Here is a 22051-nt window from a genome sequence, read left to right on the forward strand (position 1 = left end):
TGTCCAGTACGCCGGATCTGTCCGGTGCTCTGGGTCGGGTTCTGGGAGCGGAGCCGGGCGGCGCCGATGCACGGCAGCCCGCGCGGCTTCCTTCAGGGCAGCCCGCGGCGGGCTCCGGAGCAGTCACTCCCTCCGGCGGGCCCGCCAAGCGGGGGGAGCTGCCCGGGGCGGCCACTTCGAGCGCGCGACTCACTCCGCGCGGGCCGCCCTCCCGGACCCCCCAGCCCTCAGCTTTCAGTCCCCGAAAAGGACTACGCCAGCAATCGCTCCAGCACCACCGCGATGCCGTCCTCGTCGTTCGACGACGTGACCTCGTCGGCCACCGCCCGCAGTTCGGCGTGGGCGTTCGCCATCGCCACCCCACGCGCCGCCCAGGTGAACATCGGGATGTCGTTCGGCATGTCACCGAAGGCGATCGTGTCCGCGGCCTTCACGCCCAGTCGACGGGCCGCCAGGGACAGGCCCTTCGCCTTGGACAGGCCCAGGGGGAGGAGTTCGACGATGCTCTCGCCGGCCATGGTGACCGTCACGAAGCCGCCCGCTGTCCGGGTGGCGACCTCGGTGAGCTCGTCGGTGGACAGGGTTGGGTGCTGGATGTAGATCTTGCCCAGCGGCTCGGCCCAGAGGTCCGAAGAGTCCGTGAGCGGGACGAAGGGCAGCGAGCCCAGGCTCTCGTAACCCGGCCCGACCAGCACCTCACCGTCGAGGCCCGCCCGGCTCGCCGCCAGGAACAGCGGTCCGACCTCCGCCTCGATCTTCGCCAGCGCGAGCGAGGCCAGCTGCCGGTCCAGAGTGATCGACGTCAGCAGACGATGAGCCCCGACGTCGTACACCTGTGCGCCCTGGCCGCAGACCGCGAGTCCCTCGTAGCCCAGCTCGTCGAGGACGTGCCGCGTCCAGCGCACCCCGCGGCCGGTGACGACGATGTGCGCGGCGCCCGCCGCGGTGGCCGCGGCGAGTGCCTCACGGGTGCGCGCCGAGACCGAGCCGTCGGAGCGCAGAAGCGTTCCGTCGAGGTCGGTCGCGACGAGCCGGTACGGGAACGACCCAGCGGCGTCGGTCACTTGGCGACCGGCTCCAGCAGTTCCCGGCCGCCCAGATACGGGCGCAGCATCTCGGGCACGCGCACCGAACCGTCGGCCAACTGGTGGTTCTCCAGGATCGCCACGATCGTGCGCGGTACGGCGCACAGCGTGCCGTTGAGCGTCGCGAGCGGCTGGACCTTGTTCTTGCCGTCGCTGGTGTCGCGCATCCGTACGGACAGGCGCCGGGCCTGGAAGCCGTCACAGTTGGAGGCCGACGTCAGCTCGCGGTACTTGCCCTGGGTCGGGATCCAGGCCTCGCAGTCGAACTTGCGCGAGGCGGAGGCGCCCAGGTCGCCCGAGGCCACGTCGATGACCTGGAAGGGCAGTTCGAGGGCGGTCAGCCACTGCTTCTCCCAGTCCAGGAGACGCTGGTGCTCGTTCTCCGCGTCCTCGGGGTTGACGTACGAGAACATCTCGACCTTGTCGAACTGGTGCACGCGGAAGATGCCCCGGGTGTCCTTGCCGTAGGTGCCGGCCTCGCGGCGGAAGCACGGCGAGAAGCCGGCGTAGCGCAGCGGCAGCTTGTCGGCGTCGAGGATCTCGTCCATGTGGTACGCGGCGAGGGGGACCTCGGAGGTGCCGACCAGGTAGTAGTCGTCCTTCTCCAGGTGGTACACGTTCTCCGCGGCCTGGCCGAGGAAGCCGGTGCCCTCCATCGCGCGCGGGCGGACCAGCGCCGGGGTCAGCATCGGGACGAAGCCGGCCTCCGTGGCCTGCGCGATCGCCGCGTTGACGAGGGCGAGTTCGAGGAGCGCGCCGACGCCGGTGAGGTAGTAGAAGCGCGAGCCGGACACCTTGGCGCCCCGCTCGACGTCGATGGCGCCCAGCGCCTCGCCCAGCTCCAGGTGGTCCTTGGGCTCGAAGCCCTCGGCGCCGAAGTCGCGGATCGTGCCGTGCGTCTCCAGGACGACGAAGTCCTCCTCGCCGCCGACCGGGACGTCCGGGTGGACCAGGTTGCCGAGCTGGAGGAGGAGCTTCTTGGCTTCTTCGTCGGCCTCGTGCTGCTCGGCGTCGGCTGCCTTGACGTCCGCTGCGAGCTGGCCCGTCTTCTTGAGTAGCTCGGCCTTCTCGTCGGCGGAGGCCTTGGAGATGAGCTTGCCGATGCTCTTCTGCTCGGAACGCAGCTCGTCGTAGCGGACGCCGGACGACCTGCGTCGCTCGTCGGCGGACAGGAGAGCGTCGACGAGCGCGACGTCCTCTCCACGGGCGCGCTGCGAAGCGCGCACACGGTCGGGGTCCTCACGGAGCAGGCGAAGGTCAATCACCCTCCAAGGCTACCGGTGCCGGGTCGGCGCTCACGACTCGGTATTTCCATACACGCCCCGTGTTGCTATTTGCCCGAAATGTCTGCCCGTTCGAGGAGCGTCGAGAGGTGTCAAGGAAAGGCGGCCGGATTCCCTGAAAGGGTCAGACGGTAGTGCCTGGTTGACCCGAATCCCTTGCACTGAAGGGGACTTGAGGGTGGGCTCGTCCACAGTAATCCACACCTCGGAAAAGTTATCCACAGGCTGTGCGAAAGATCTGTGGATTACCGAAGTGATCGTTTCCAAAGGTGTCCACGAGATGGCCAATTCCCGAAGCAAACCACCGTCACGCCCACTTTCGGGTGGAAATGCGTAACTCCGGCGAGTTACACCAGGGAAACGAGTGGACGAAGGGTGGCATGCCGGGCTGTGGACGGATCGACGGCCTGTAGGGCGATTTGTCGACAGACCGGCACCCTGTTGTCGACTTGTCCCCAGGTCGAGAAGCGGGCCTGTGGATAACTTCTGTGGATAACGGAAATCGGCTGGTAGGACCGGCCGGAAGCACAGGCGGACCGCTTAGAAGCGGCCGTCCTGGCAGCGAGCCACCCAGTCGGCGGCCGTCACGAACTCCTCGTCGGACGTCCCCGGCAGAGGAGCACGGACGTCGTCCACGCCGATGTCCGCACGCGGGTACGAACCCAGGTACCGCACCTTGAGACAGATCCGCCTGAGCCCCATGAGAGCCTCGGCGACCTTCCGGTCGGAGATGTGACCCTCGGCGTCAATGGCGAAGCAGTAGTTGCCGATGCCCTGCCCGGTCGGCCGGGACTGCAGCAGCATCAGGTTGACGCCCCGCACCGCGAACTCGCCCAGCAGATCACGCAGTCCACCGGGGTGGTCGTCGCGCTGCCAGATGACGACGGACGTCTTGTCCGCGCCGGTCGGCGCCGCGGGCCGGGCGGGCCTGCCCACCAGGACGAACCGCGTCTGCGCGTTCTCCGCGTCGTGGATGCCGGTCTCCAGCGCGGTGAGGCCGTACCGGGCGGCTGCGAACTCGCCCGCGAAGGCCGCGTCGTAACGGCCCTCCTGGACCAGCCGGGCACCGTCCGCGTTCGAGGCGGACGACTCCCACACCACGTCCGGGAGGTTGATCTTCATCCAGTTGCGGATCTGCGACTGCGCGGCCGGATGGGCGGTGACGGTCTTGATCTCCGACAGCTTGGTGCCTGGCCTGACCAGCAGCGCGAAGGTGATCGACAGCAGCACCTCGCGGTAGATCATCAGCGGGGAGCCCGCGACCAGCTCGTCGAGGGTGGTGGTGATACCGCCCTCGACGGAGTTCTCGATCGGCACGAACGCGGCCTCGACCTCACCGCTGCGCACCGCGTCGAGCGTGGCCGGCACGGACACCATCGGGATCAGCTCTCGGGTGGCCGTCTCGGGAAGCGTGCGCAGGGCAACCTCGGTGAAGGTGCCCTCGGGGCCGAGATACGCGTAGCTGGCTGGCATGACCTCACCCTAATGGCCCTTGTCCGGCCCGACGCACGCTTCCCGGCTCCGCCGCCCCAAGGGCGACAGGGGCCCGTCGAGCGTGCTGTGGCCCCGGCACCGCTTGGGAACCGGCCGCGCGTCACCCCTCCAGCAGCCGCTGCCCGACGTACTCCCCCTCGCCCGCCCCGCCCGGCACCGCGAACAGTCCGCTCGACTCGTGCCGGATGAACCTCGACAGCGCGTCGCCCCGGTCGAGCTTGCGCTGGACGGGGACGAAACCGCGCAGCGGGTCGGCCTGCCAGCAGACGAAGAGGAGCCCCGCGTCGGGCGTCCCGTCCGCCCCGATCCCGTCGTGGAAGGAGAACGGGCGCCGCAGGATGGCAGCGCCCCCGTTCTCGTCGGGGCGGGTGATCCGGGAGTGCGCGTTGATGGGGACCACGAGATCGCCGTTGGCGTCGACCTTCTCCAGGTCCATGGCGGTCGTCTCGGAACCGCCGCTGAGCGGCGCCCCGTTCGACTTCTTCCGCCCGACCACGTCCTCCTGCTGCTTGACCGACAGCTGCTCCCAGTCGTCGAGAAGCATGCGGATACGGCGTACGACGGCATAGGAGCCGTTCGCCATCCAGGACGGTTCGCCGGCGGCGGGCACGAAGATGCGCTTGTCGAAGTCGGCCTCGGACGGCTTCGGGTTGCGGGTGCCGTCCATCTGGCCCATCAGGTTGCGGGCGGTCATCGGCTGCGCGGTGGCGCCCGGCGACCGGTTGAAGCCGTTCATCTGCCAGCGGACCCGGGCCGCGCTGCCCGCGTCCTTCTGGATCGCGCGCAGGGCGTGGAAGGCGACCAGGGCGTCGTTGGCGCCGATCTGCACCCACAGATCGCCGTTGCTGCGGGCCTTGTCGAGGTGGTCGGAGGAGAACTCGGGCAGCGGATCGAGCGCGACCGGGCGCTGCTTCTCCAGCCCGGTGCGGGCGAAGAAGCCGTATCCGAAGCCGAAGGTGACCGTCAGGGACGAGGGGCCCGCGTCCCGGGCGACATCCGTGTCGTCGTGCGCGGCGGCCTCGCCCGCCATGAGCCGCCGGGCGGTGTCGGACCAGCGGCGCAGCAGCGCGGCGGCCTCGGTGCGGCCCGCGCCCGCCGCCAGGTCGAAGGCGATGAGGTGGCCGCTGGCCTGGAGGCCCTCGGTGATGCCCGGCTGATGTTTCCCGTGAAACATTGCCATGTCCGCGCCCACCGAAGCGAGCGCGAGGGACGAGCCGGAGGAGCCGGATCCGGAACCGTCGTCGGAGGAGCCGACGGCATAGCCGGTGGCCCCGCCCGCCGCACCGAGCGCGAGCCCGGTGGCGCCGGCGGTGCCGAGCAGCCGCCGACGCGAGATGCCCTGTTCGCCGTTCTCCTGGGCGTCTCCCACGGCGTCTTCCTTCTTGTTTTCCTTGGTGGACTGGTCAGCCATGGTGCGGTTCAGCCGATCTGCGCGTTCTTGTCGACGGTCACTTGGTCGATGTCGGAGGTCCGCACGGTCACGGCGACCTTCCAGTCGCCGGCCATGGGGATCTGGACCTCGTTCGCCGTCCAGTGTCCGGTGGCGACGCGGTCCGGGTTCACGGGCAGTGGCCCGATCTTCTTGGCGGTGAGGGTGAAGGCGACCTTCACCTCGGGCACGTCGAACGCCCGCCCGTTGGGCCGCTCCACGTACACGTGCATGACGTTCCCGCCGACGCGGGCGGGGTTGATGTCGAGCCGCACGAGGCCCTTGCCGTCCTGGCCGCCGGTGTCGAAGGGCATGTCCAGGGTCAGGGCGCCCGTCCCGTCGGAGTCCGAGGAGGAAGAGGACGACGAGGAGGACGACGCCGAGGTGGCGGCCTTGGCCTCCTCCTCCGTACGGCCCGGCTCGGTCGACGTCAGCACGGTCGTGACGGCGAGCAGGACGACGGCGACGCCCGCCTCGGCGAGCACCGAGCGGCGCAGTCCCGAGCGCAGGGGGTCGGCGTCGCGCAGCCGCTTCAGCCGAGCGGTGTCGACGGCGGCCCGCTGCCGGGCGAGCTGAGCGGCCCGCTTGGTGTCCCCGCCCTTGGCGGCTGCGGCGACCGGCTCCTTCTCGGGGTCGTCGGCCTGGTCCTCGGAACTCTCCGCGTCCTCCGCCGCGCCGGCCGCGGCGGTCTCCGGCAGCTGGGCGGTCCAGCGGCGCGAGATGTAGGCGATGCCGACAAGGACGACCACCAGGCCGATCTTGACGAGCAGCAGCTGTCCGTACGAGGTGTCGGTGAGCGCCGACCAGGAGCCGAGCTGGCGCCAGGACTGGTAGATCCCGGTCGCCACCAGCGCCAGCACGCTGCCGAAGGCGACACGCGAGAAGCGGCGTACGGCCGAACCCTCGATCGGGGTGTCCGCGGGCGCCCGGAACAGCGCGACCAGGAGCGCTGAGAGCCCGCCGAGCCAGACGGCGACGGCGATCAGATGGAGCACGTCGACGGGCATCGCGATGTTGGGCTGGAGGCCGGTCGAGGCGTGTTCGGCCAGCGCCCAGGTGGCGGCCAGCCCGATCGCCACGACTCCGCCGCCGATGCCGAGCCCGAAGGTGAGGTCCCGCCGCGCGGAACTCTCGTCCAGCTCCTCCTCCCCCTCGTCCTCGTCGCCCTCGTCGCTCTCGTCGTCCTCCGTCTCGGGCCGGGCGTACGCCCCGAAGAGGACCGCGATGAACAGCGCGCCGGCCGCGAGCAGCAGCAGCCGGGAGACGAGCGCGGCACCCGTCTTGGTCTGCAGGACGTCTCCGAGGAGGCCCAGGTCGAAGATGTCGCCGACCTTGCCGGAGCCGGTGTACGAGCCGCGCATCAGCAGGAGCGCGAGTGTGGCCGCGGTCATCGCGAGCCACCCGGAGACGACGAGCCGCTGGAGCGCCCGTACGCCGGAGCCGCGCTGCCAGCAGGCGAGGACGAAGGCGGCGCCGCCGACCATGACGATGAAGCCCGCGTACGAGACGTACCGGCCGAAGCCGTAGAGGGCGCCGACGACTCCGCCGCCCGCTGTCTGGTCGGAGACCGAGACGGAGGTGACGGAGGGGGCGCCGATGGAGAAGGTGAAGGCGCCGGCGACGGGGTGACTGTCCGCCGAGACGACCTGGTAGGCGACGGTGAAGGTGCCGTCGGGCAGCCCGGAGTGGAGCGGGACGCCGTAGGTCGTGCCGCTCAGCTCGGTCGCCTTGCCGGTGTCGACACGCTTGCCGTTGGGGTCGAGCACGCGGAACGCGCCGTCGGACAGCGCGACCTTCTCGGAGAAGGTCAGCGTCACCTGGGTCGGGGCCTTGTCGACCACCACACCCTGCTGCGGGGCGCTGCCGGTGAGCGCGGCGTGTGCGGAGACCGGCGCGGCGCCGGCCAGCCCGGCGAGCAGCGCGGCGGCGACCGCGAGGAACAGCAGCACCAGGGGCCGCACGCGCGGGGCGATGGTCTGTGTCACGGTGATCCCTCCCTCGGTCTCAGTGTCCGGTCTTCGGGTTGTACGTCGCCGACTTCACCGGCATCTCGACGGTGATCGGCGAGGTTTTGGCAAAGTGCAGTCGCACGGAGACCTTCTCGCCCTCCCGCGGCTTGCGCTTGAGCTGCTCGAACATCAGATGGTCGCCGCCGCTCCGCAGGACGAGTTCGCCGTGGGCCGGGATGTCGAGGTGCTCGGCCTCCTCCATGGTCTGCCCGACGGTCTTGTGCACGGTGACATCGCCGGCGACATCGCTGGTGACGCGGGTGAGCACGTCACCGGCGGCGCCCTTGTTGGTGATGACGAGGAACCCGGCGGCCATGGAGTCCGAGACCGGCTGGGGCATGTAGGCGGAGCCGACGGACAGCCCGGCGCTGTCGCCGTCGGACCCGGACTCCGAACTCCCGCACCCGGCGAGGACGAGTGCTCCGGCGAGGACGGTGGCCGTCGCTACGGCGAGATGCCGCGCAGGCCGTACAGGCCGCGCAGTGGTCAAGAGCCTCGGGGGCCTCACGGGTTCTGTCCCTTGATGATCTTGGGGAGGTCCTTGATGTAGTCGTCGACGGTGGCGTCCTCGCCGTACAGGACATAGCCGCCGTCGGTCTTCGGGGAGAACGCGATGACCTGGGTGCCGTGCATCGAGATCGTCTTGCCGTTCTTGTCCTTCGACGTCGGCTCGATGGAGATGCCGAGGGTGCGGGCGCCCGCCTGGATGGTGGCGAAGTCGCCGGTCAGACCGACCACCTGGGGGTCGATGCCCTTGAGCCACTTGCCGAGCGCGGCCGGGGTGTCCCGCTTCGGGTCGGTGGTGACGAACACGATGCGGAGCTTGTCCTGGTCGGCCTTGGGCAGCTGCTTCTTGGCGACGGCGATGTTGCTCATCGTCAGTGGGCAGACGTCGGGGCAGTTGGTGTAGCCGAAGTAGATGAGCGTGGGCCGGCCCTTGGTCTCCGCGCGGAAGTCGTACGGCTTGCCCTGGGTGTCGGTGAGGACGAGGTCAGGCTTCTCGAACGGCTGGTCGAGGATCGTGGCCGCCTTGTCCGAGCCGGCCTCGACGGAGACATCGGCGACCGACTGGCCGGAGTCGTCGCCACTGCCGCAGGCGGAGAGGGTCAGGGTGGCCGCGACGAGCAGGGCGGACGCGGCGAACAGCTTCTTGCGCATAAGGAGAGTTCCCGAAGGTGTCGTTCGTGGAAGGTTCGGCGCGCACCCAGGGGTGTACGGGACACCGGGGGCGTACGGGACAACCGCACGCCCCCGGCGCGCACCGGAGGTGAGCGGGTGTCAGACGGTGGTGCGGCGACGGCCGGCCACGCCGTACGCGACGCCCGCGACACCGACGACGATGCCCACGACGCCCAGCACGCGCGCGGTGGTGTCGCTGCTGTCGGCGGGTTCGGCGGCGGTGGTCGTGGTCTTCGCGGCGGCCTGCTCGGCGGTCTCCGCCGAGGCTGCCGCGCCGCCATGGTGGTCCCCGGTGGCGGCGGACAGGGCGAGTACCGGAGCGGGGTTGTCGGGCTCCTCGGCGCCGTCCTTCTGGACCTCGATCCAGCGGACGACCTCCTTGTTGGAGTACGTCTGGAGCGCCTTGAAGACGAGCTCGTCGGTGTCCTCGGGCAGCTGGCCGACGGAGAGCGGGAACTTCTGGAAGAAGCCGGGCTCGACGCCCTTGCCGGTGGCGGTCCAGGTGACCTTGGAGACGGCCTCGGAGATCTTCTCGCCGTGCAGTTCGAGGGGCTTGGCCAGCTTGGACCTGGTGACCTTGACGGTCCAGCCGTCGATCGGCTGCGGCATCACCGAGGCGAGCGGGTGCTCGGTCGGGAAGCTGACCTCGAGCTTGGTGGTCGAGGCGTTGTCGCGCTCGTTCGGCACCTTGAAGTTGACGGTCGCGTAGCCGCCCTTGGCGGCGGTGCCCTCGGCCGAGACGCTGACGTGCGCGAAGGCGGGGCCGGACAGGACGAGGACGGTGGCACCGGCGAGGGCGCCGGCGGCGGCGATACGGGAAACCTTCATGACGGAAGGCACTCCATTTCGAGTGAGGTCGTCCCCGACGGGGCCGGAGAGGATCCGACAGATCGGAGAGCGAGGAGGAAAGAGGGACGCGCGTGCGAAGCGGTGCACACGCGCGCGTGCCGCACGACGGCGGCTCTTCCTCGGACTCGGACCCTCGGATCCGAAGACCCCGGGCACCCGATGGGGAGCGGTCGCGTCGTGTCAGGCGGCGAGCACGAGCGGGACGGCGGGCGGACCGCGCCGGATCACCGTGTGCTGGAGTTCGGCGGCGGACTGCCCGAGGGGAACGAGGGCCCACGCGCGCGGTGCGTGCGGTGCCCTGCCCGGCGTACCCGGAAGGCCCGTACGGAGTGCGCGCGCCAGCGCGAGCGCCCCGCGCAGGGATCGTACGAGCGCCGCCTCGGCCACCCCGTGCGCCGACAGCCGCATCAGCCGCAGCAGAGCCAGGTCGCCGCGGCGCAGCAGCCAGCCGGTGGCGACGGCCGCGAGGAAGTGACCGAGCAGCATGGGCAGCGTCGGCAGGAGGGAGGCGAGGGAGTCCAGGGAGGTGCCGGACCCGGCGGACACGAGGCCGTCAGCCGCGTGGTTCATGGACCCCATGTCCATACCGCCGCCGCTACCGCTACCGGAACCCGAACCCCCTGTCAGGGGCCCGACCGTACTGATCCGTGCGTCGGCGAGGATCCGCTGGGCCTGGGCCGGGCTGATCGCCGCGAGCGGCACACCGCACAGCAGCCGGGCGGCCCGTGCGACCAGGGCGGGGTCCGCCGTGGAGGCCGTGGTGGCCACCGACGACGTGGTGTGCTGCCCCAGTCCGAACAGGGTGTGCAGGGCGGTCTGACCGACGGCCAGCAGGGCGATGATGCCCGGGAGCGAGCGGGTCCGTCCGGCGAGCGGTGCCACGCACGCGAGGACCCCGAGGAAACCGGCACCCAACGTCCACAGCGGAACGGAGGCGCAGGAGGCAAGGGTGTGACCGGCCCCGGCCAGCACGACACAGACCGCGGAGAACACCGCGGCCCTCAGCATCCGGAAGGCGCTTCCGGAGGGCGCTGTGCGCCGGCGGCGGGCAGTCATGGCGGGCTCATCATCGCACTGGCCCCACGCCACCCGTACGGCAGGTCCACAAGGTGGATTACGGCCGGGTACCGACATGAAAAACCATGGAGAACCGAAAGATCGCTTCTGTGGGTTGATGCACTACATACACCGATTGGAGCCCACGGTGCATCCCCCGTATGGGCGGCATCACGTCAACTGCGTGCTTACACACCGCCACTCCCGGCAATACGTACAGGTATGTCGAGCCGCGGCCTGGAGGCTGGAGCATGAGCATCTGGTGGTCACTCCATCTTCGGCGTGAGGCTGCGAGCGTTCCGCTCGCCCGGCGCCTGCTGCTGGGCACCATGCAGACGGCGGGCGTCGACCCCGACATCTGTTTCGACCTCTCCGTCGCGCTCAGCGAGGCCTGTGCGAACGCCGTCGAGCACGGCGGGGACACCGGGCAGGGCGACTCCCGAGGGGCCTATCGCGTCACCGCGTACCTGGACGGGGAGAAGTGCCGCATCGAGGTCGCCGACTCGGGGCCCGGTTTCCCGGCGAGCCCGGTGACCCCGGTGGCCCCGGAGGCCCCGCGCCGGCCGGTGCCCGTGGCCGCCGTCCCGTACGACGCGGAGAGCGGCCGGGGTCTGTCACTGATCGAGGAGCTCGCCGATCACGTCACCATCGGCAACAAGCCGGGCCGGGGCGGCGCGGTGGTCAGCTTCGACAAGATCCTCAAGTGGCAGAAGGACGCGCCGCTGATGGCGGTGTGACGGCACCGGAGACGACCGGTCCGCAGCGGTGATCCGCGCGTCGCGAAGCTGCCGACTTCAGGTTTCTCAAGCTTCACAGGCGGCTCTCAGTCCACGCCCATGTTCCTGACGGACGGCGTCCCTAATTTCCTGATCATGACGGGAAACCACAAGGACACATCGATCAGCCGGCGCCGCGCTCTCGCGGTGACCGGAGGCACGGTCGCGGCCGGCGGACTCGTGGTCGCGGGCTACCAGTCGGCCTTCGCCGACGAGGCGACGAGCACGGCCACCGCCGACGCCACGGCGTCCGCCACGGCGAGCGGGAGCAGCGGCACCTGCGTGCTCATGTCGAGCGTGACCGAGGGGCCGTACTACCTCGACAACGCGCTGGTGAGAAAGGACATCACCGAGGGCAAGTCCGGTGTCCCGCTGACCCTGCGCATCACCGTCCAGGACACCACCGAGTCCTGCGCCCCGGTCGCCGGCGCGGCCGTGGAGATCTGGCACTGCGACGCCTGGGGCTACTACTCCGGCTACACCACCGCCAACCCCGGCGGCTCGGCGCCCGCCGAGAGCGAGGACGGCTCCACGGCCGACGACAACACGTACCTGCGCGGCTACCAGATCGCCAACGCCAACGGGGTCGTCAAGTTCGAGACGATCTTCCCCGGCTGGTACACCCCGCGCACCTGCCACATCCACGTCAAGGTGCACACCGGCGGCGAGAAGGAGGACGGCACCTACGAGGGCGGCAAGGTCAACTACACCGGCCAGTTCTTCTTCCCGGACGACGCGGCCGAGGGCATCTTCGCCCTGGAGCCCTACTCGAAGCACTCCGGCAGCTACACCACCCTCGACAACGACATGGTGTACGACGGCGGCGGCTCCGCCAGCGGTCTGCTCACCCTGAAGCCGGTCCACAAGAAGGACGTCTCCAAGGGCTACAAGGGCTTCATCACCCTCGGCATCGACCCGGACGCGGAGAACACCGGCGCGGGCAGCGGCGGCGGAGGCGGTACGCCCCCGAGCGGCGAGCCGCCGACGGACGCTCCGGCCGAAAGTGCCACCGCGTCCTCGTCGGCCTCCTCGGCTTCCTCGTAGGCTGCGGCCATGAGCAGCCGTGAGGACGAGGCGCTGGCGCTGGCCGCCGTGGACGCGCTGACCGGGCAACTGGCCCTGGCTCCCAAGCCGGGCCTGCCCGACCCGCGCGATCTCGACGCCCGCGCCACGCGCAAGGACCAACTCGCTCTGCGCTGGTCGGCCAAGGCGCTCGCGCCCGGCCTCGCGGCGATGGCCGCCGCGGCCCGCCGCACCGGCGAACCGACACCCGGGCTCCGTACGGAACTCGGCGCGATCGGCCGGTCCACCGAGCACTCGGTGGCGCTCGCGGGCGGCGGCCACCGGGGCGCCCTGTGGGCGCTCGGCCTGCTGGTCGCGGCAGCCGCCCTGGACCCCCGGGCCAAGGCGCTCGACGTCGCCGCAGCCGCCAAGCGCATCGCCTCCCACCCCGACAAACGCGCCCCGCGCAGACCCTCCCGGGGCTCCTCGGTGTCCGCGAAGTACGGCGCGGCCGGCGCGAGGGGCGAGGCGAGGGCCGGATTCCCGCACGTACGGCGCGCGTTGGACGCCCTGGCCACCGCCCGCTCGACCGGCGCGACGGAGGCGGAGGCCCGCCTCGACGCCCTTCTGACCGTCATGTCGACGCTCCAGGACACCGAGTTGCTGTACACGGCGGGCCCGCTCGGCCTGCGCCACGTCCAGGCGGGCGCCCGCGGAATCCTGGAGGCGGGCGGCACGTCCACGGAGGCGGGCGCCGCGGCGCTGACCGCCTTGGACGACGACCTCCACGCGCGCGCGTGGAGCCCGCGCGGCAGCGCCGGCCTCTTCGCGGGGGCACTGTTCCTGGACGCCCTGCCGGTCAGCTCACTGACACGGGCCGCCTGACAGCCGCGCCCGCCGGCCCGGCGGCGGCTGCCTTCCGGGCCGCCGGCCCCATCGCGTACGACGCCACCAGAGTGACCCCGCCCAGCAGCAGCCACCCCGGGGTCCCCCAGCCCACCAGCAGCGCGGTGAGGACGAGGGGCCCCGCGGTACGGGCCACGGTGACGCCGGTGCCGAAGAAGCCCTGGTACTCGCCGACCCGGTCGGCCGGGGCCAGCTCGAACGACAGCTGCCAGGACCCCGCCGACTGCCCCATCTCGGCGACGACCTGAAGCACCGCGCCGACCACCAGGACACCGACGGCCACCCAGGGGCTCAGCCCCGCAGACAGGGCGAACACCGCGCACGCCGCGAGCATGACCCACCCGGAGCGCCGTACCGCGCGCGTGGCCGACGCGAGCCCCGACACCCCGCGCGCCATCCGTACCTGGAACACCATCACGGCCCCGGTGTTGAGCACGAACAGCGCGGAGACGACCCAGGCCGGAGCGTCGGTCCGCTCGGTGATCCACAGCGGGATCCCGAGGCTGAGCAGCGGCATGCGCAGCAGCAGCACCGTGTTGAGCAGCGTCACGACGACGTACGGCCGGTCGCGCAGCACACCGAGCCCCCGCGACTTCGGCACGGCGACGGGCGTCACCGACGGCAGCCGCAGCAGCAGCCCCGCGCACACCAGGAAACTCACCGCGTCCAGCGCGAACACCCCGAGATACGCCGCCCGCGTCCCGGCGTTCAGCGCGAGGCCGCCGAGTCCCGCGCCGACCGCCAGACCGGCGTTGAGGGTGGACTGGAGGTGTGCGAGCAGCCGCGTCCGGTCCCCGGCGGTCACCAGCCCGGCGAGCAGCGCCTGCCGGGCCGCCGCGAGCCCCGACTGCGCGGACGCGTAGGCACAGGCGGCGATCACGAACGGCACGAAGCCCCGCACGACGAGGAAGGACGCCACCGCGGCCCCCGTGGCGAGCGCCAGCAGTACTGCGGTCCCGCGCGCCCCGCGCCGGTCGGCGAGCCGCCCGAGCGGCACGCCGACCAGCGACCCGACCGCCCAGGCGACCGTCAGCCCGAGCCCCACGCGCGCGGGGGCGAGCCCGACGACGTGGGTGAAGTAGAGGGCGGAGGTGACGTAGTACGCCCCGTCGCCGACCGAGTTGGTCAGCTGGGCCAGGGCGAGTACGCGCTGCGGGCCTGCGGGCGGGACGAGAGCGTTGGTCATACACACGACGTTAGAAGCACAGTGGACCGATGGGCAGGCCCAATAGTCACGCTCTTCAGTGGCCCAATTCCACTGAAGGGAATGCCGGGCTCAACCACCCTCCAGAACCCGCCCGAGCACCTCCAACGCCTCCGGATACACCCGCTCCCGAGGCGTCCCGTAACCCACGACCAGTCCCTGTACCCGGCCCTCCGCCGCCCCCGCGCCCGGCGTGTGCCAGTGCTCCCCGAGATGCCCCACCGCGAGCCCGGCCTCCTCGGCCCGCGCCAGGACCGCCGCCTCGTCGGCCACCTCCACCAGGGCGTGCAGCCCCGCCGCGATCCCGCGCACGTTCCGACGGGTGCCCAGCAGCTCCACGAGCCGGTCCCGGCGGCGCCGGTAGCGCAGACGGCACGCGCGCACGTGCCGGTCGTACGCGTGGCTGGTGATCAGTTCGGCGAGGGCCAGCTGGCCGATGGTCTCGGTGTGGTGGTCGCTGTGCAGCTTGGCGTCGGCCACCGCGTCGACGAGGTGGGGCGGCAGCACCATCCAGCCGAGGCGCAGGGCGGGCCCGAGCGTCTTGGAGGCGGTGCCGATGTAGGCGACCTGCCCCGGAGCCATGCCCTGAAGGGCGCCGACGGGCTGTCTGTCGTACCGGAACTCCCCGTCGTAGTCGTCCTCGACGATCAGCCCGTCACGCGCGCGTGCCCAGTCGGTGAGCGCCCGACGCCGCTCCGGGTGCAGGGTGACGCCGGTCGGGTACTGGTGGGCGGGCGTGACGACGACCGCGGAGACCTCGCGCGAGGCGGCCAGTTCCTCGACACGCGCGCCGCGTTCGTCGACGCCCACCGGTACGACCCGTCCGCCGGCCCGCCGTACGACCTCCCGGTGGAAGGGCAGCCCCGGGTCCTCCATGGCGATCGTGGCGCCGTCCAACACGCGCGTGAGGAGCGCGAGCCCCTGCACGTACCCGGAGGTGATCACGATCCGCTCGGGCGGCGCGAGCACCCCACGGGCCCGCCCCAGGTAGCCGGACAGGGCCGTCCGCAGCTCGATCCGGCCGCGCGGATCGCCGTAGTCGTACGCCAGGGAGGGCGCCGTCGCGATGGCCCGGCGCAGCGCCCGCAGCCAGGCGTCCGCCGGAAACGTGCCCACGTCCGGACTGCCGGGCCGCAGGTCGAACAGGGGCACACGCGCGCGTGCGTGTGCCCCCGGTGGTACGGCGTCCACCGGGGGCAGCGCGGCGACCTGTGTACCGGCCCCCTGTCGAGCGGTCAGAAAACCCTCGGCGACAAGCTGGTCGTAGGCCGCTTTGACGGTCCCCCGCGAGACCCCCAACTCCTCGGCGAGCCGCCGAGTAGCGGGCAGCAGGACCCCGGGCACGAGCCGCCCGTCCCGCACGGCGTCCCGAAGGGCACGCTCGAGCCCGCCACGGCGCCCTTCACCGACGGCGAACTCAAGATGCAGGTCCACGCCGATGCCGATAGGGGCGCGGGGAACTGCGCGCTCAGCCACGAACTACCCGCAGCCGAAAGATCAGCTCTTCAGGGAAGCCATCCAAGCCTCCACTTCGTCCGAGCGACGAGGAAGCCCAGCCGAAAGGTTCCGGTTACCACTCTCGGTCACCAGAATGTCGTCCTCGATCCGCACCCCGATACCCCGATACTCCACAGGCACGGTCAGATCATCGGCCTGGAAATACAACCCGGGCTCAACGGTCAGCACCATCCCAGGCTCCAGCACACCATCCACGTACGACTCGACTCGTGCCGCAGCGCAGTCATGAACATCCATGCCAAGCATGTGCCCAGTCCCGTGCAGCGTCCACCTCCGCTGCAACCCCAGCTCCAGCACCCGCTCCACGGGCCCCTCGACAAGCCCCCACTCCACGATCCGCTCGGCCAGCACCCGCTGCGCCGCATCGTGGAAGTCCCGGTACTTGCCACCCGGCTGCACCGCCGCGATCCCGGCCTCCTGGGCGTCGTACACCGCGTCGTAGATCTTCTTCTGGATGTCGGTGTACGTGCCGTTGATCGGCAGCGTCCGGGTGACGTCGGCCGTGTAGTACGTGTGCGTCTCGACGCCCGCGTCCAGCAGCAGCAGTTCACCGGAGCGAACGGCCCCGTCGTTGCGCACCCAGTGCAGCGTGCAGGCGTGCGGGCCGGCGGCGCAGATGGAGCCGTAGCCGACGTCGTTGCCCTCGACCCGCGCGCGGAGGAAGAAGGTCCCTTCGATGTACCGCTCGGAGGTCGCCTCGGCCTTGTCGAGGACCTTCACCACGTCCTCGAACCCGCGCACCGTCGAGTCGACGGCCTTCTGCAGCTCACCGATCTCGAACTCGTCCTTGACCAGCCGAGCCTCCGACAGGAAGACCCGCAGTTCGTCGTCGCGTTCGGCGGTGACCTTGTCGGTCAGGGCGGCCTCGATACCGGCGTCGAACCCGCGTACGACCCGGACCGGCCCGGTGGCCTCCCTGAGCCTGTCGGCCAGCTCGCGGACGTCCGAGGCCGGAATGCCGTACACCTGTTCGGCTTCGGTGAGGGAGTGCCGACGGCCGACCCAGAGCTCGCCCTGGCCGGAGAGCCAGAACTCACCGTTCTCGCGGTCGGAGCGCGGGAGGAGGTAGATCGTCGCCTTGTGCCCGTCGACGACCGGCTCCAGGACGAGGACGCCGTCCTCCGTCTGGTTGCCGGTCAGGTAGGCGTACTCGACCGAGGCGCGGAATGGGTACTCCGTGTCGTTCGAACGCGTCTTCAGGTTGCCGGCGGGGATCACCAGGCGCTCACCCGGGAAGCGCGCGGAGAGCGCGGCGCGGCGGGCGGCGGTGCGACCGGCCTGTGCGATGGGCTCCAAGCCTGTCAGCTCGGTGTCGGCCCAGCCGGACTTCATGCTCTCGGCAAGCTCGTCGGAGACGCCCGGGTACAGGCCGTTCTTCCGCTGCTTGATCGGCTCTTCGGGCTCGGTCTCAGTCTCCGGGGTCACCGGATTGAGCTCGTCCGCCACGGTCATCCTCCTAGATACGGCACTGGACCCCGTCCATCGTACGGTCGTACGGGACAGGGCCCAGAAGCGTGACGGGCGATCCACCGGACGACCGGCCGGACGACCATCCGGATGTCCGGCCGCTCACTCGAACCGCGCCGACAGCAGTACGACGTCCTCCTGACCGTCCGACGCGTCCAGCTCGTCCGGCAGCATGCTCCGCAGGACGTGGTCCGCGATCGCGCCCGGATCGTCACGCAGCTGCCGGGGCACGCTCGCCGCCGCCGCGTGCAGCCGGGAGAAAGCCCGGTCCACGGGTTCGCCGGTACGGTGCAAAAGCCCGTCGGTGTAGAGCAGAACCGTCTCTCCGGGCTCGGTGTGGAACTCCACGCTGGGCGCCTCCCAGCAGGCGAGCATCCCGAGCGGCGCCGACACGGTGGTCTCCACGAACTCGGTGCGCCGTTCACCGATCACCAGCGGCGGGCAGTGTCCCGCGCCGGCCAGAGTGATCTTGCGCAGCGCGGGCTCGCAGTACGCGAACAGTGCGGTGGCGCAGCGGGCGGGCTCGGTGAGCCGCAACAGCAGCTCCAGGTCGGAGAGGACCGCCACGGGGTCCTCGCCCTCCATCACGGCGTACGCGCGCAGAGAAGCCCGGAGCCGGCCCATCGCGGCGATCGCGCTGGGCCCGGAGCCGGTCACCGCGCCCACGGCCAGGCCGAGGGCCGCGTCCGGGAGCGGCAGTGCGTCGTACCAGTCGCCGCCGCCGCGCGGGCCGGTGCGGTGCCGGGCGGCGAGCTGGACGCCGGCCGTCCGGGGCAGCCGGGCGGGCAGCAGCTCTTCGGAGATCGTCCGCACGCACGCGCGCGTGCGCTCCACTTCGACCAGCCGGGCCAGGTGCTCGGTCGCGAACCGCGCGTAAAGGCCGACGAGGTGGCGCTGCCGTTCGACCGGCTCCGCTGGTTCGTCGTACAGCCAGACGGCCGCGCCGAGGCGGCCCGCGGACTCGGTGGACAGGGGGAGCGCGTAGCTCGCCGCGTAGCCGAGGCGGGCGGCCACCTCGCGGTGGCGGGGGTCGAGACCGTCCTCGGCGAGGAGGTCCGGGTGTGTGATTTCGCTCTCGCCGCCGGGCAGCCCGGCGGCCGTGTCGAGAAGCTGCCCGTACGGCATGGCGCCGCGCGGGACCGTCTCGATGTGCCCGAGGTCGGCGCGGGCCAGCCCCAGGCCAATGGTGGTGTCGGGGCCCAGACCGTCGCCGGGTTCCAGGACGAGGAGACCGCGCCGGGCGCCCACGAGAGCGGCTCCGGCGCGCAGCAGCTCCTGGAGTGCGTCGGTGAGTGCCGCCGTGCGTGCCAGGCGTTCGGTGAGCTCGTGCAGCGTTGTGAGGTCGGACACCCAGCCGGCGAGGCGGTCCTGAAGGAGAATGCCGGGGCCGTTCTGGCAGGTCAGCGCGGGTGTGTCCGCTGGGGCACCAGGGATTACGGGCGCGGGCGCGACAGTGTGTGCGGGCGAGGGAACCGTGGCATCGATTCCAGCCACTTTCGGGAGGTGAGGGGCGTTCATGGCGTCCGGCCTTCCGACCGGCGCTTATTGCTCAATAGCATCGCAAACCCCCATGTGATTCTGCGCCGCTAGCAGTGTCTCCACATGTACACGCACTCGTGAGGGGATGTCCAGCATTGTCCTGCTGGGATTCCTGGTGTCCGTGAGTTCACCGGTGTCCCCTTGCGGAAAAGCAAAGTTGGCTTAAAACTGACTCGGGTAGCGGGTTATTGCGGTCGACTGGCCTGGTTCGACGGAGCGTCACAGCGGTCTTGATGGGTACGTTCTCGGTGAAGACCAGGGGTGGTTGTGGAACCTCCCGGAACCTGGCGACGGACCCGGGCGTCTTAACCATCGACGACCGTGCCCCATCCTCCCTTGGCGGAGGCGGAGAGAACATGCGGGACGGCAAAACGCCAGACTCCGCCACCCCGCGCCATGCCCATGCTTTTGATCAACGCAGTATGGACGCGGACGTAGCCAACGCTCGGCGCTCGGCGCACAACAAGGGGGCTGCCCCTTGCCTCCCGCAGGTCGGGATGCGCCAGAAGGTACGCACAGTGAAGTGATCTGCACATGACGTGATGTGGCCCACGGTGTTGCCAGGCGTGCAACGGAAAGGAACGAGCGCTCATGCGCGAGATCCTCGGAAGGCTCGGAAGGCGACGCAGGCTCCTGTCCCGGCGTGACGGCGGGAAGCCTGAGGTGCTCGGCGCGGCTCTGACGTTCGCGACCGGATGGCAGTGGCCCGTACTCCCGGGCGTGGCACCGGATCCACAGGGGCGCGCCCGCTGCGGCTGCCCCGATCCGGAGTGCACGGTCCCCGGTGCTCACCCGTTCGACCCGGGGCTGCTCGCGGCCACCACCGACGAGCGCATGGTGCGCTGGTGGTGGACGAACCGGCCGACGGCCCCCATCATCCTCGCCACCGGTGGCGAGGCCCCGTGCGCGGTGAGCCTGCCGGCCCCGGCCGCGGCCCGCGCCCTCAAGGCACTGGACCGCAAGGGCATGCGCCTGGGTCCGGTCGTCGCGGCGCCCACCCGCTGGTCGCTGCTCGTGAAGCCGTACACGATGGAACAGCTGGGCGAACTGCTGTACGCGAAGGACTTCGTTCCCGGTTCCCTCCGCTTCCACAGCGAGGGCGGCTACATCGCGCTGCCCCCGTCCGAGACCGGCCAGGGCCAGATCCGCTGGGAGCGCGCACCGCTGCCCGGTTCGGCCTCGCCCTGGGTACCCGATGTCGAGGCCGTGGTGGACGCCGTGGTCGAGGCTCTCACTCGTACGGGTGTGAGCGCACCCGAGTTGTAGGGGTGTCGGGCGCGCGGGCAACCGGGCGCCCGTCCCCTGTCGTTATCTTCACCCCCATGAACCTCCGTCTGCTCGCGCTCTCGGGCGTCGTGGCGCTCACGGTCGCCCTGCCGCTGGCCGTGGCGTCCGCGGGGCCCGTCGGCGACGCGGACCGCGACGCCCTCCTTTCCCTGACGCCGGAAGAAGGTCCTCGGGGGGTCTCTCAGGAGGGCCCCGAGGACGGCAAGGCGCGAGAGGCCGCCGATCCTCCCGCCGATCCCGCCGATGCCCCGCTGTTGTTGGGCCTGGGGCTCGCCACGGCCGCCCGTTGCGGTCCCGAACTCACCTCCCCCGACGGCATCGAGGCGCAGACCTGCGTGCTGTCCCAGGGGGAGGAGACCTGGGCGCGCACCTACTACCGCAACGCGACCGGCCATGCGCTCACGTCCGTACTGAGCCTCATGGGGCCCGACGACCACACCGTGCAACTTCGGTGCGCGGTGGGCGCGGAGGACGAGCCGGGGGTGTGCGAGACGCCCAGGGAGCGCACGGCGGGCGAGCCGGAGGCGTACACGGCGGTCGCGGAGTTCGCGGCGGCCGGCAATTCGACGGGACGCGCGGCGGGGGCGACGGACGGCGGAGAAAGCCCGCTGCTGCTGCGATCGGGGAGCAACTCCGGTGCGCCCGGCGGGAGTTGACGCGTCGGGCGGTTCCGTACAGAACGCCGTACGGATCTCCGGGCACAGAAAGACCCGGTTGCTGGCGACGGGGGATGCACCAGCAACCGGGCTACCGCAACGCTAACAAGAGATCGGCGGTTCGCAAATTCGAACTCGGCTATTCGGACACCGATTCCGCTGTTCTCACGGGGAGTTGTGACAGGAGTCACCCCGGTCGGAGTGGGCGGATCCGACTGTGCGTCAGCTGAGAGTCACCTGCCGGTTGGTCAGGCCGCCGCGGGCGCGGCGCTCCTCCGGGGTGAGCGGGGCGTCCGAGGCCAGCGCGGTGGCGAGGCGGTCGGCGAACTCGGCGGCCGGCTTCTCGACGTCCTCCGCGGTGACGTCGGTCGGCAGGTCCCAGACCGGCACGGTGAGGCCGTGCGCCCGGAAGGAACCCACCAGACGGGTGCCCTCGCCCAGGCTGGACTGCCCGGCCGCGTGCAGCCGCGCGAGGGCGTCGAGCAGCTGCTCCTCGCCGTGCGGCATCACCCAGCGCAGGTGGTTCTTGTCCGGGGTCTCGCACCAGTACGCGGCGTCGACGCCCGTCAGCTTCACGGTCGGGATGGCCGCGTCGTTCGCACGCTCCAGCGAAGCGGTGACGTCCGCCGTGGCGTTCTGCGCGTCCGGAACCCAGAACTCGAACCCCGTGTGCACAACTGGCTCGAACACGCCTTCGGGGTCGAGCAGGTCCTGCAGCCGCGGGCCCTCGGCCGGGGAACGGCGGCCCTGGACGGGCGTACCGGGCTCCGCGGCGAGCGCGCGCTGCAGGGTGTCGGCGAGGTCGCGGCTGATGTCGCCGGACGCCGTGTCGTTCTGCAGACCGAGCAGGACCGAGCCGTCGTCGCGGCGCAGTGCGGGCCAGGCCATCGGCAGAACCGTCGCGAGTGTGACGGAGGGAACGCCCTCGGGCAGGCCGCCCTTCAGGGTCAGCTCCACGGTGGCGGCGGGGACCAGCTCGCGCAGTGCCACCCAGTCGCCCTCGCCGGCCAGGCCCTCGAAGGGACGGTGCACCAGTTCGGTCACCGCGTGCGCGGCGGCCCGGCCGTGGCAGGCCTTGTAGCGTCGGCCGCTGTCGCAGGGGCAGGGTTCGCGGGCGCCGACAACCGGGATCTCTCGGTCGGACAGCTGAGGCCGCGAGGCCTTCGTCTGGGGTCGCTTCTTGGCCATCGTGGGTGTCTCCCGGTTACGGCTCGTCTCGTACTGGCGCGAGCCTAGCCGCTCGTACGACGGGCCGACGGGACCCTGTGGACAACGGACCGCACGCCGACGGCCGGACCTGTGGACACGTCCG

At 71.1% G+C, this 22051-nt stretch carries 19 protein-coding genes; 5 read left to right on the top strand and 14 right to left on the bottom strand.

Annotated elements, in window-relative coordinates:
• Positions 1-251: 251 nt before the first annotated feature.
• The 9 genes from OHN74_RS21945 to OHN74_RS21985 form a co-directional block, all read right to left on the bottom strand.
• Entirely contained in the window at positions 252-1064 is an 813-nt protein-coding gene (locus tag OHN74_RS21945; protein ID WP_327696261.1) for an HAD family hydrolase, read from the bottom strand.
• A complete protein-coding gene (serS, locus tag OHN74_RS21950; protein ID WP_327696262.1) occupies positions 1061-2350 on the bottom strand; it encodes a serine--tRNA ligase in 1290 nt (429 codons plus the stop codon). The genes OHN74_RS21945 and serS overlap by 4 nt, the downstream gene beginning before the upstream one ends.
• Positions 2351-2908: 558 nt before the next feature.
• Positions 2909-3841: a prephenate dehydratase gene (gene pheA / locus OHN74_RS21955; protein WP_327696263.1), complete on the bottom strand. Its 933-nt coding sequence runs from the start codon at positions 3839-3841 to the stop codon at positions 2909-2911.
• A 121-nt stretch (positions 3842-3962) separates the two neighbouring features.
• Complete coding sequence (efeB, locus tag OHN74_RS21960) at positions 3963-5273, bottom strand: iron uptake transporter deferrochelatase/peroxidase subunit (RefSeq protein ID WP_327696264.1); 1311 nt, start codon at positions 5271-5273, stop codon at positions 3963-3965.
• Between the two features lie 8 nt (positions 5274-5281).
• Positions 5282-7276: a copper resistance CopC/CopD family protein gene (locus tag OHN74_RS21965; protein ID WP_327696266.1), complete on the bottom strand. Its 1995-nt coding sequence runs from the start codon at positions 7274-7276 to the stop codon at positions 5282-5284.
• Positions 7277-7295: 19 nt separating this feature from the next.
• On the bottom strand, positions 7296-7790 hold the full coding sequence (locus OHN74_RS21970; protein ID WP_327696267.1) for a copper chaperone PCu(A)C: 495 nt from the start codon (positions 7788-7790) through the stop codon (positions 7296-7298).
• A gap of 14 nt (positions 7791-7804) precedes the next feature.
• The gene (locus OHN74_RS21975; protein ID WP_327696268.1) at positions 7805-8458 is read right to left on the bottom strand and encodes an SCO family protein; all 654 of its coding nucleotides are present in this window, start codon (positions 8456-8458) and stop codon (positions 7805-7807) included.
• Between the two features lie 120 nt (positions 8459-8578).
• Positions 8579-9307 carry a YcnI family copper-binding membrane protein gene (locus tag OHN74_RS21980; protein WP_327696269.1) on the bottom strand — a complete coding sequence of 243 codons (729 nt, stop codon included), beginning with the start codon at positions 9305-9307 and terminating at the stop codon, positions 8579-8581.
• A 201-nt stretch (positions 9308-9508) separates the two neighbouring features.
• On the bottom strand, positions 9509-10384 hold the full coding sequence (locus tag OHN74_RS21985; RefSeq protein ID WP_327696270.1) for a hypothetical protein: 876 nt from the start codon (positions 10382-10384) through the stop codon (positions 9509-9511).
• Positions 10385-10635: 251 nt separating this feature from the next.
• Here OHN74_RS21985 and OHN74_RS21990 point away from each other — a divergent pair, with 251 nt between their 5' ends.
• The 3 genes from OHN74_RS21990 to OHN74_RS22000 all read left to right on the top strand — a co-directional run bounded on the left by OHN74_RS21990 (position 10636) and on the right by OHN74_RS22000 (position 13047).
• Complete coding sequence (locus OHN74_RS21990; RefSeq protein ID WP_327696271.1) at positions 10636-11121, top strand: ATP-binding protein; 486 nt, start codon at positions 10636-10638, stop codon at positions 11119-11121.
• Between the two features lie 135 nt (positions 11122-11256).
• Positions 11257-12204, top strand: a complete 948-nt coding sequence (locus OHN74_RS21995) for an intradiol ring-cleavage dioxygenase (RefSeq protein ID WP_327696272.1) — start codon at positions 11257-11259, stop codon at positions 12202-12204.
• 9 nt (positions 12205-12213) lie between these two features.
• Positions 12214-13047: a triphosphoribosyl-dephospho-CoA synthase gene (locus tag OHN74_RS22000; protein WP_327696273.1), complete on the top strand. Its 834-nt coding sequence runs from the start codon at positions 12214-12216 to the stop codon at positions 13045-13047.
• Here OHN74_RS22000 and OHN74_RS22005 read toward each other — a convergent pair.
• The 4 genes from OHN74_RS22005 to OHN74_RS22020 all read right to left on the bottom strand — a co-directional run bounded on the left by OHN74_RS22005 (position 13022) and on the right by OHN74_RS22020 (position 18775).
• The gene (locus tag OHN74_RS22005; RefSeq protein ID WP_327696274.1) at positions 13022-14254 is read right to left on the bottom strand and encodes an MFS transporter; all 1233 of its coding nucleotides are present in this window, start codon (positions 14252-14254) and stop codon (positions 13022-13024) included. The genes OHN74_RS22000 and OHN74_RS22005 overlap by 26 nt on opposite strands.
• 90 nt (positions 14255-14344) lie before the next feature.
• Positions 14345-15706, bottom strand: coding sequence for a MocR-like pyridoxine biosynthesis transcription factor PdxR (gene pdxR, locus OHN74_RS22010; RefSeq protein ID WP_327696275.1), 1362 nt, complete (start codon positions 15704-15706; stop codon positions 14345-14347).
• A 63-nt stretch (positions 15707-15769) separates the two neighbouring features.
• Positions 15770-17242, bottom strand: coding sequence for an aminopeptidase P family protein (locus OHN74_RS22015; protein ID WP_327696276.1), 1473 nt, complete (start codon positions 17240-17242; stop codon positions 15770-15772).
• 117 nt (positions 17243-17359) lie between these two features.
• Positions 17360-18775 carry a PP2C family protein-serine/threonine phosphatase gene (locus tag OHN74_RS22020; RefSeq protein ID WP_327696277.1) on the bottom strand — a complete coding sequence of 472 codons (1416 nt, stop codon included), beginning with the start codon at positions 18773-18775 and terminating at the stop codon, positions 17360-17362.
• Between the two features lie 612 nt (positions 18776-19387).
• Between OHN74_RS22020 and OHN74_RS22025 the strand changes: the two genes are divergently transcribed.
• Together OHN74_RS22025 and OHN74_RS22030 are read left to right on the top strand one after the other, a co-directional pair.
• On the top strand, positions 19388-20062 hold the full coding sequence (locus OHN74_RS22025) for a bifunctional DNA primase/polymerase (RefSeq protein ID WP_327696278.1): 675 nt from the start codon (positions 19388-19390) through the stop codon (positions 20060-20062).
• Between the two features lie 56 nt (positions 20063-20118).
• Positions 20119-20739: a hypothetical protein gene (locus OHN74_RS22030; protein ID WP_327696279.1), complete on the top strand. Its 621-nt coding sequence runs from the start codon at positions 20119-20121 to the stop codon at positions 20737-20739.
• A gap of 222 nt (positions 20740-20961) precedes the next feature.
• Here the strand turns inward: OHN74_RS22030 and OHN74_RS22035 are convergent, their stop codons facing one another.
• Complete coding sequence (locus OHN74_RS22035; protein ID WP_327696280.1) at positions 20962-21927, bottom strand: DUF5926 family protein; 966 nt, start codon at positions 21925-21927, stop codon at positions 20962-20964.
• Positions 21928-22051 lie beyond the last annotated feature (124 nt).

This window comes from Streptomyces sp. NBC_00459 (assembly GCF_036013955.1).
GTDB lineage: Bacteria > Actinomycetota > Actinomycetes > Streptomycetales > Streptomycetaceae > Streptomyces.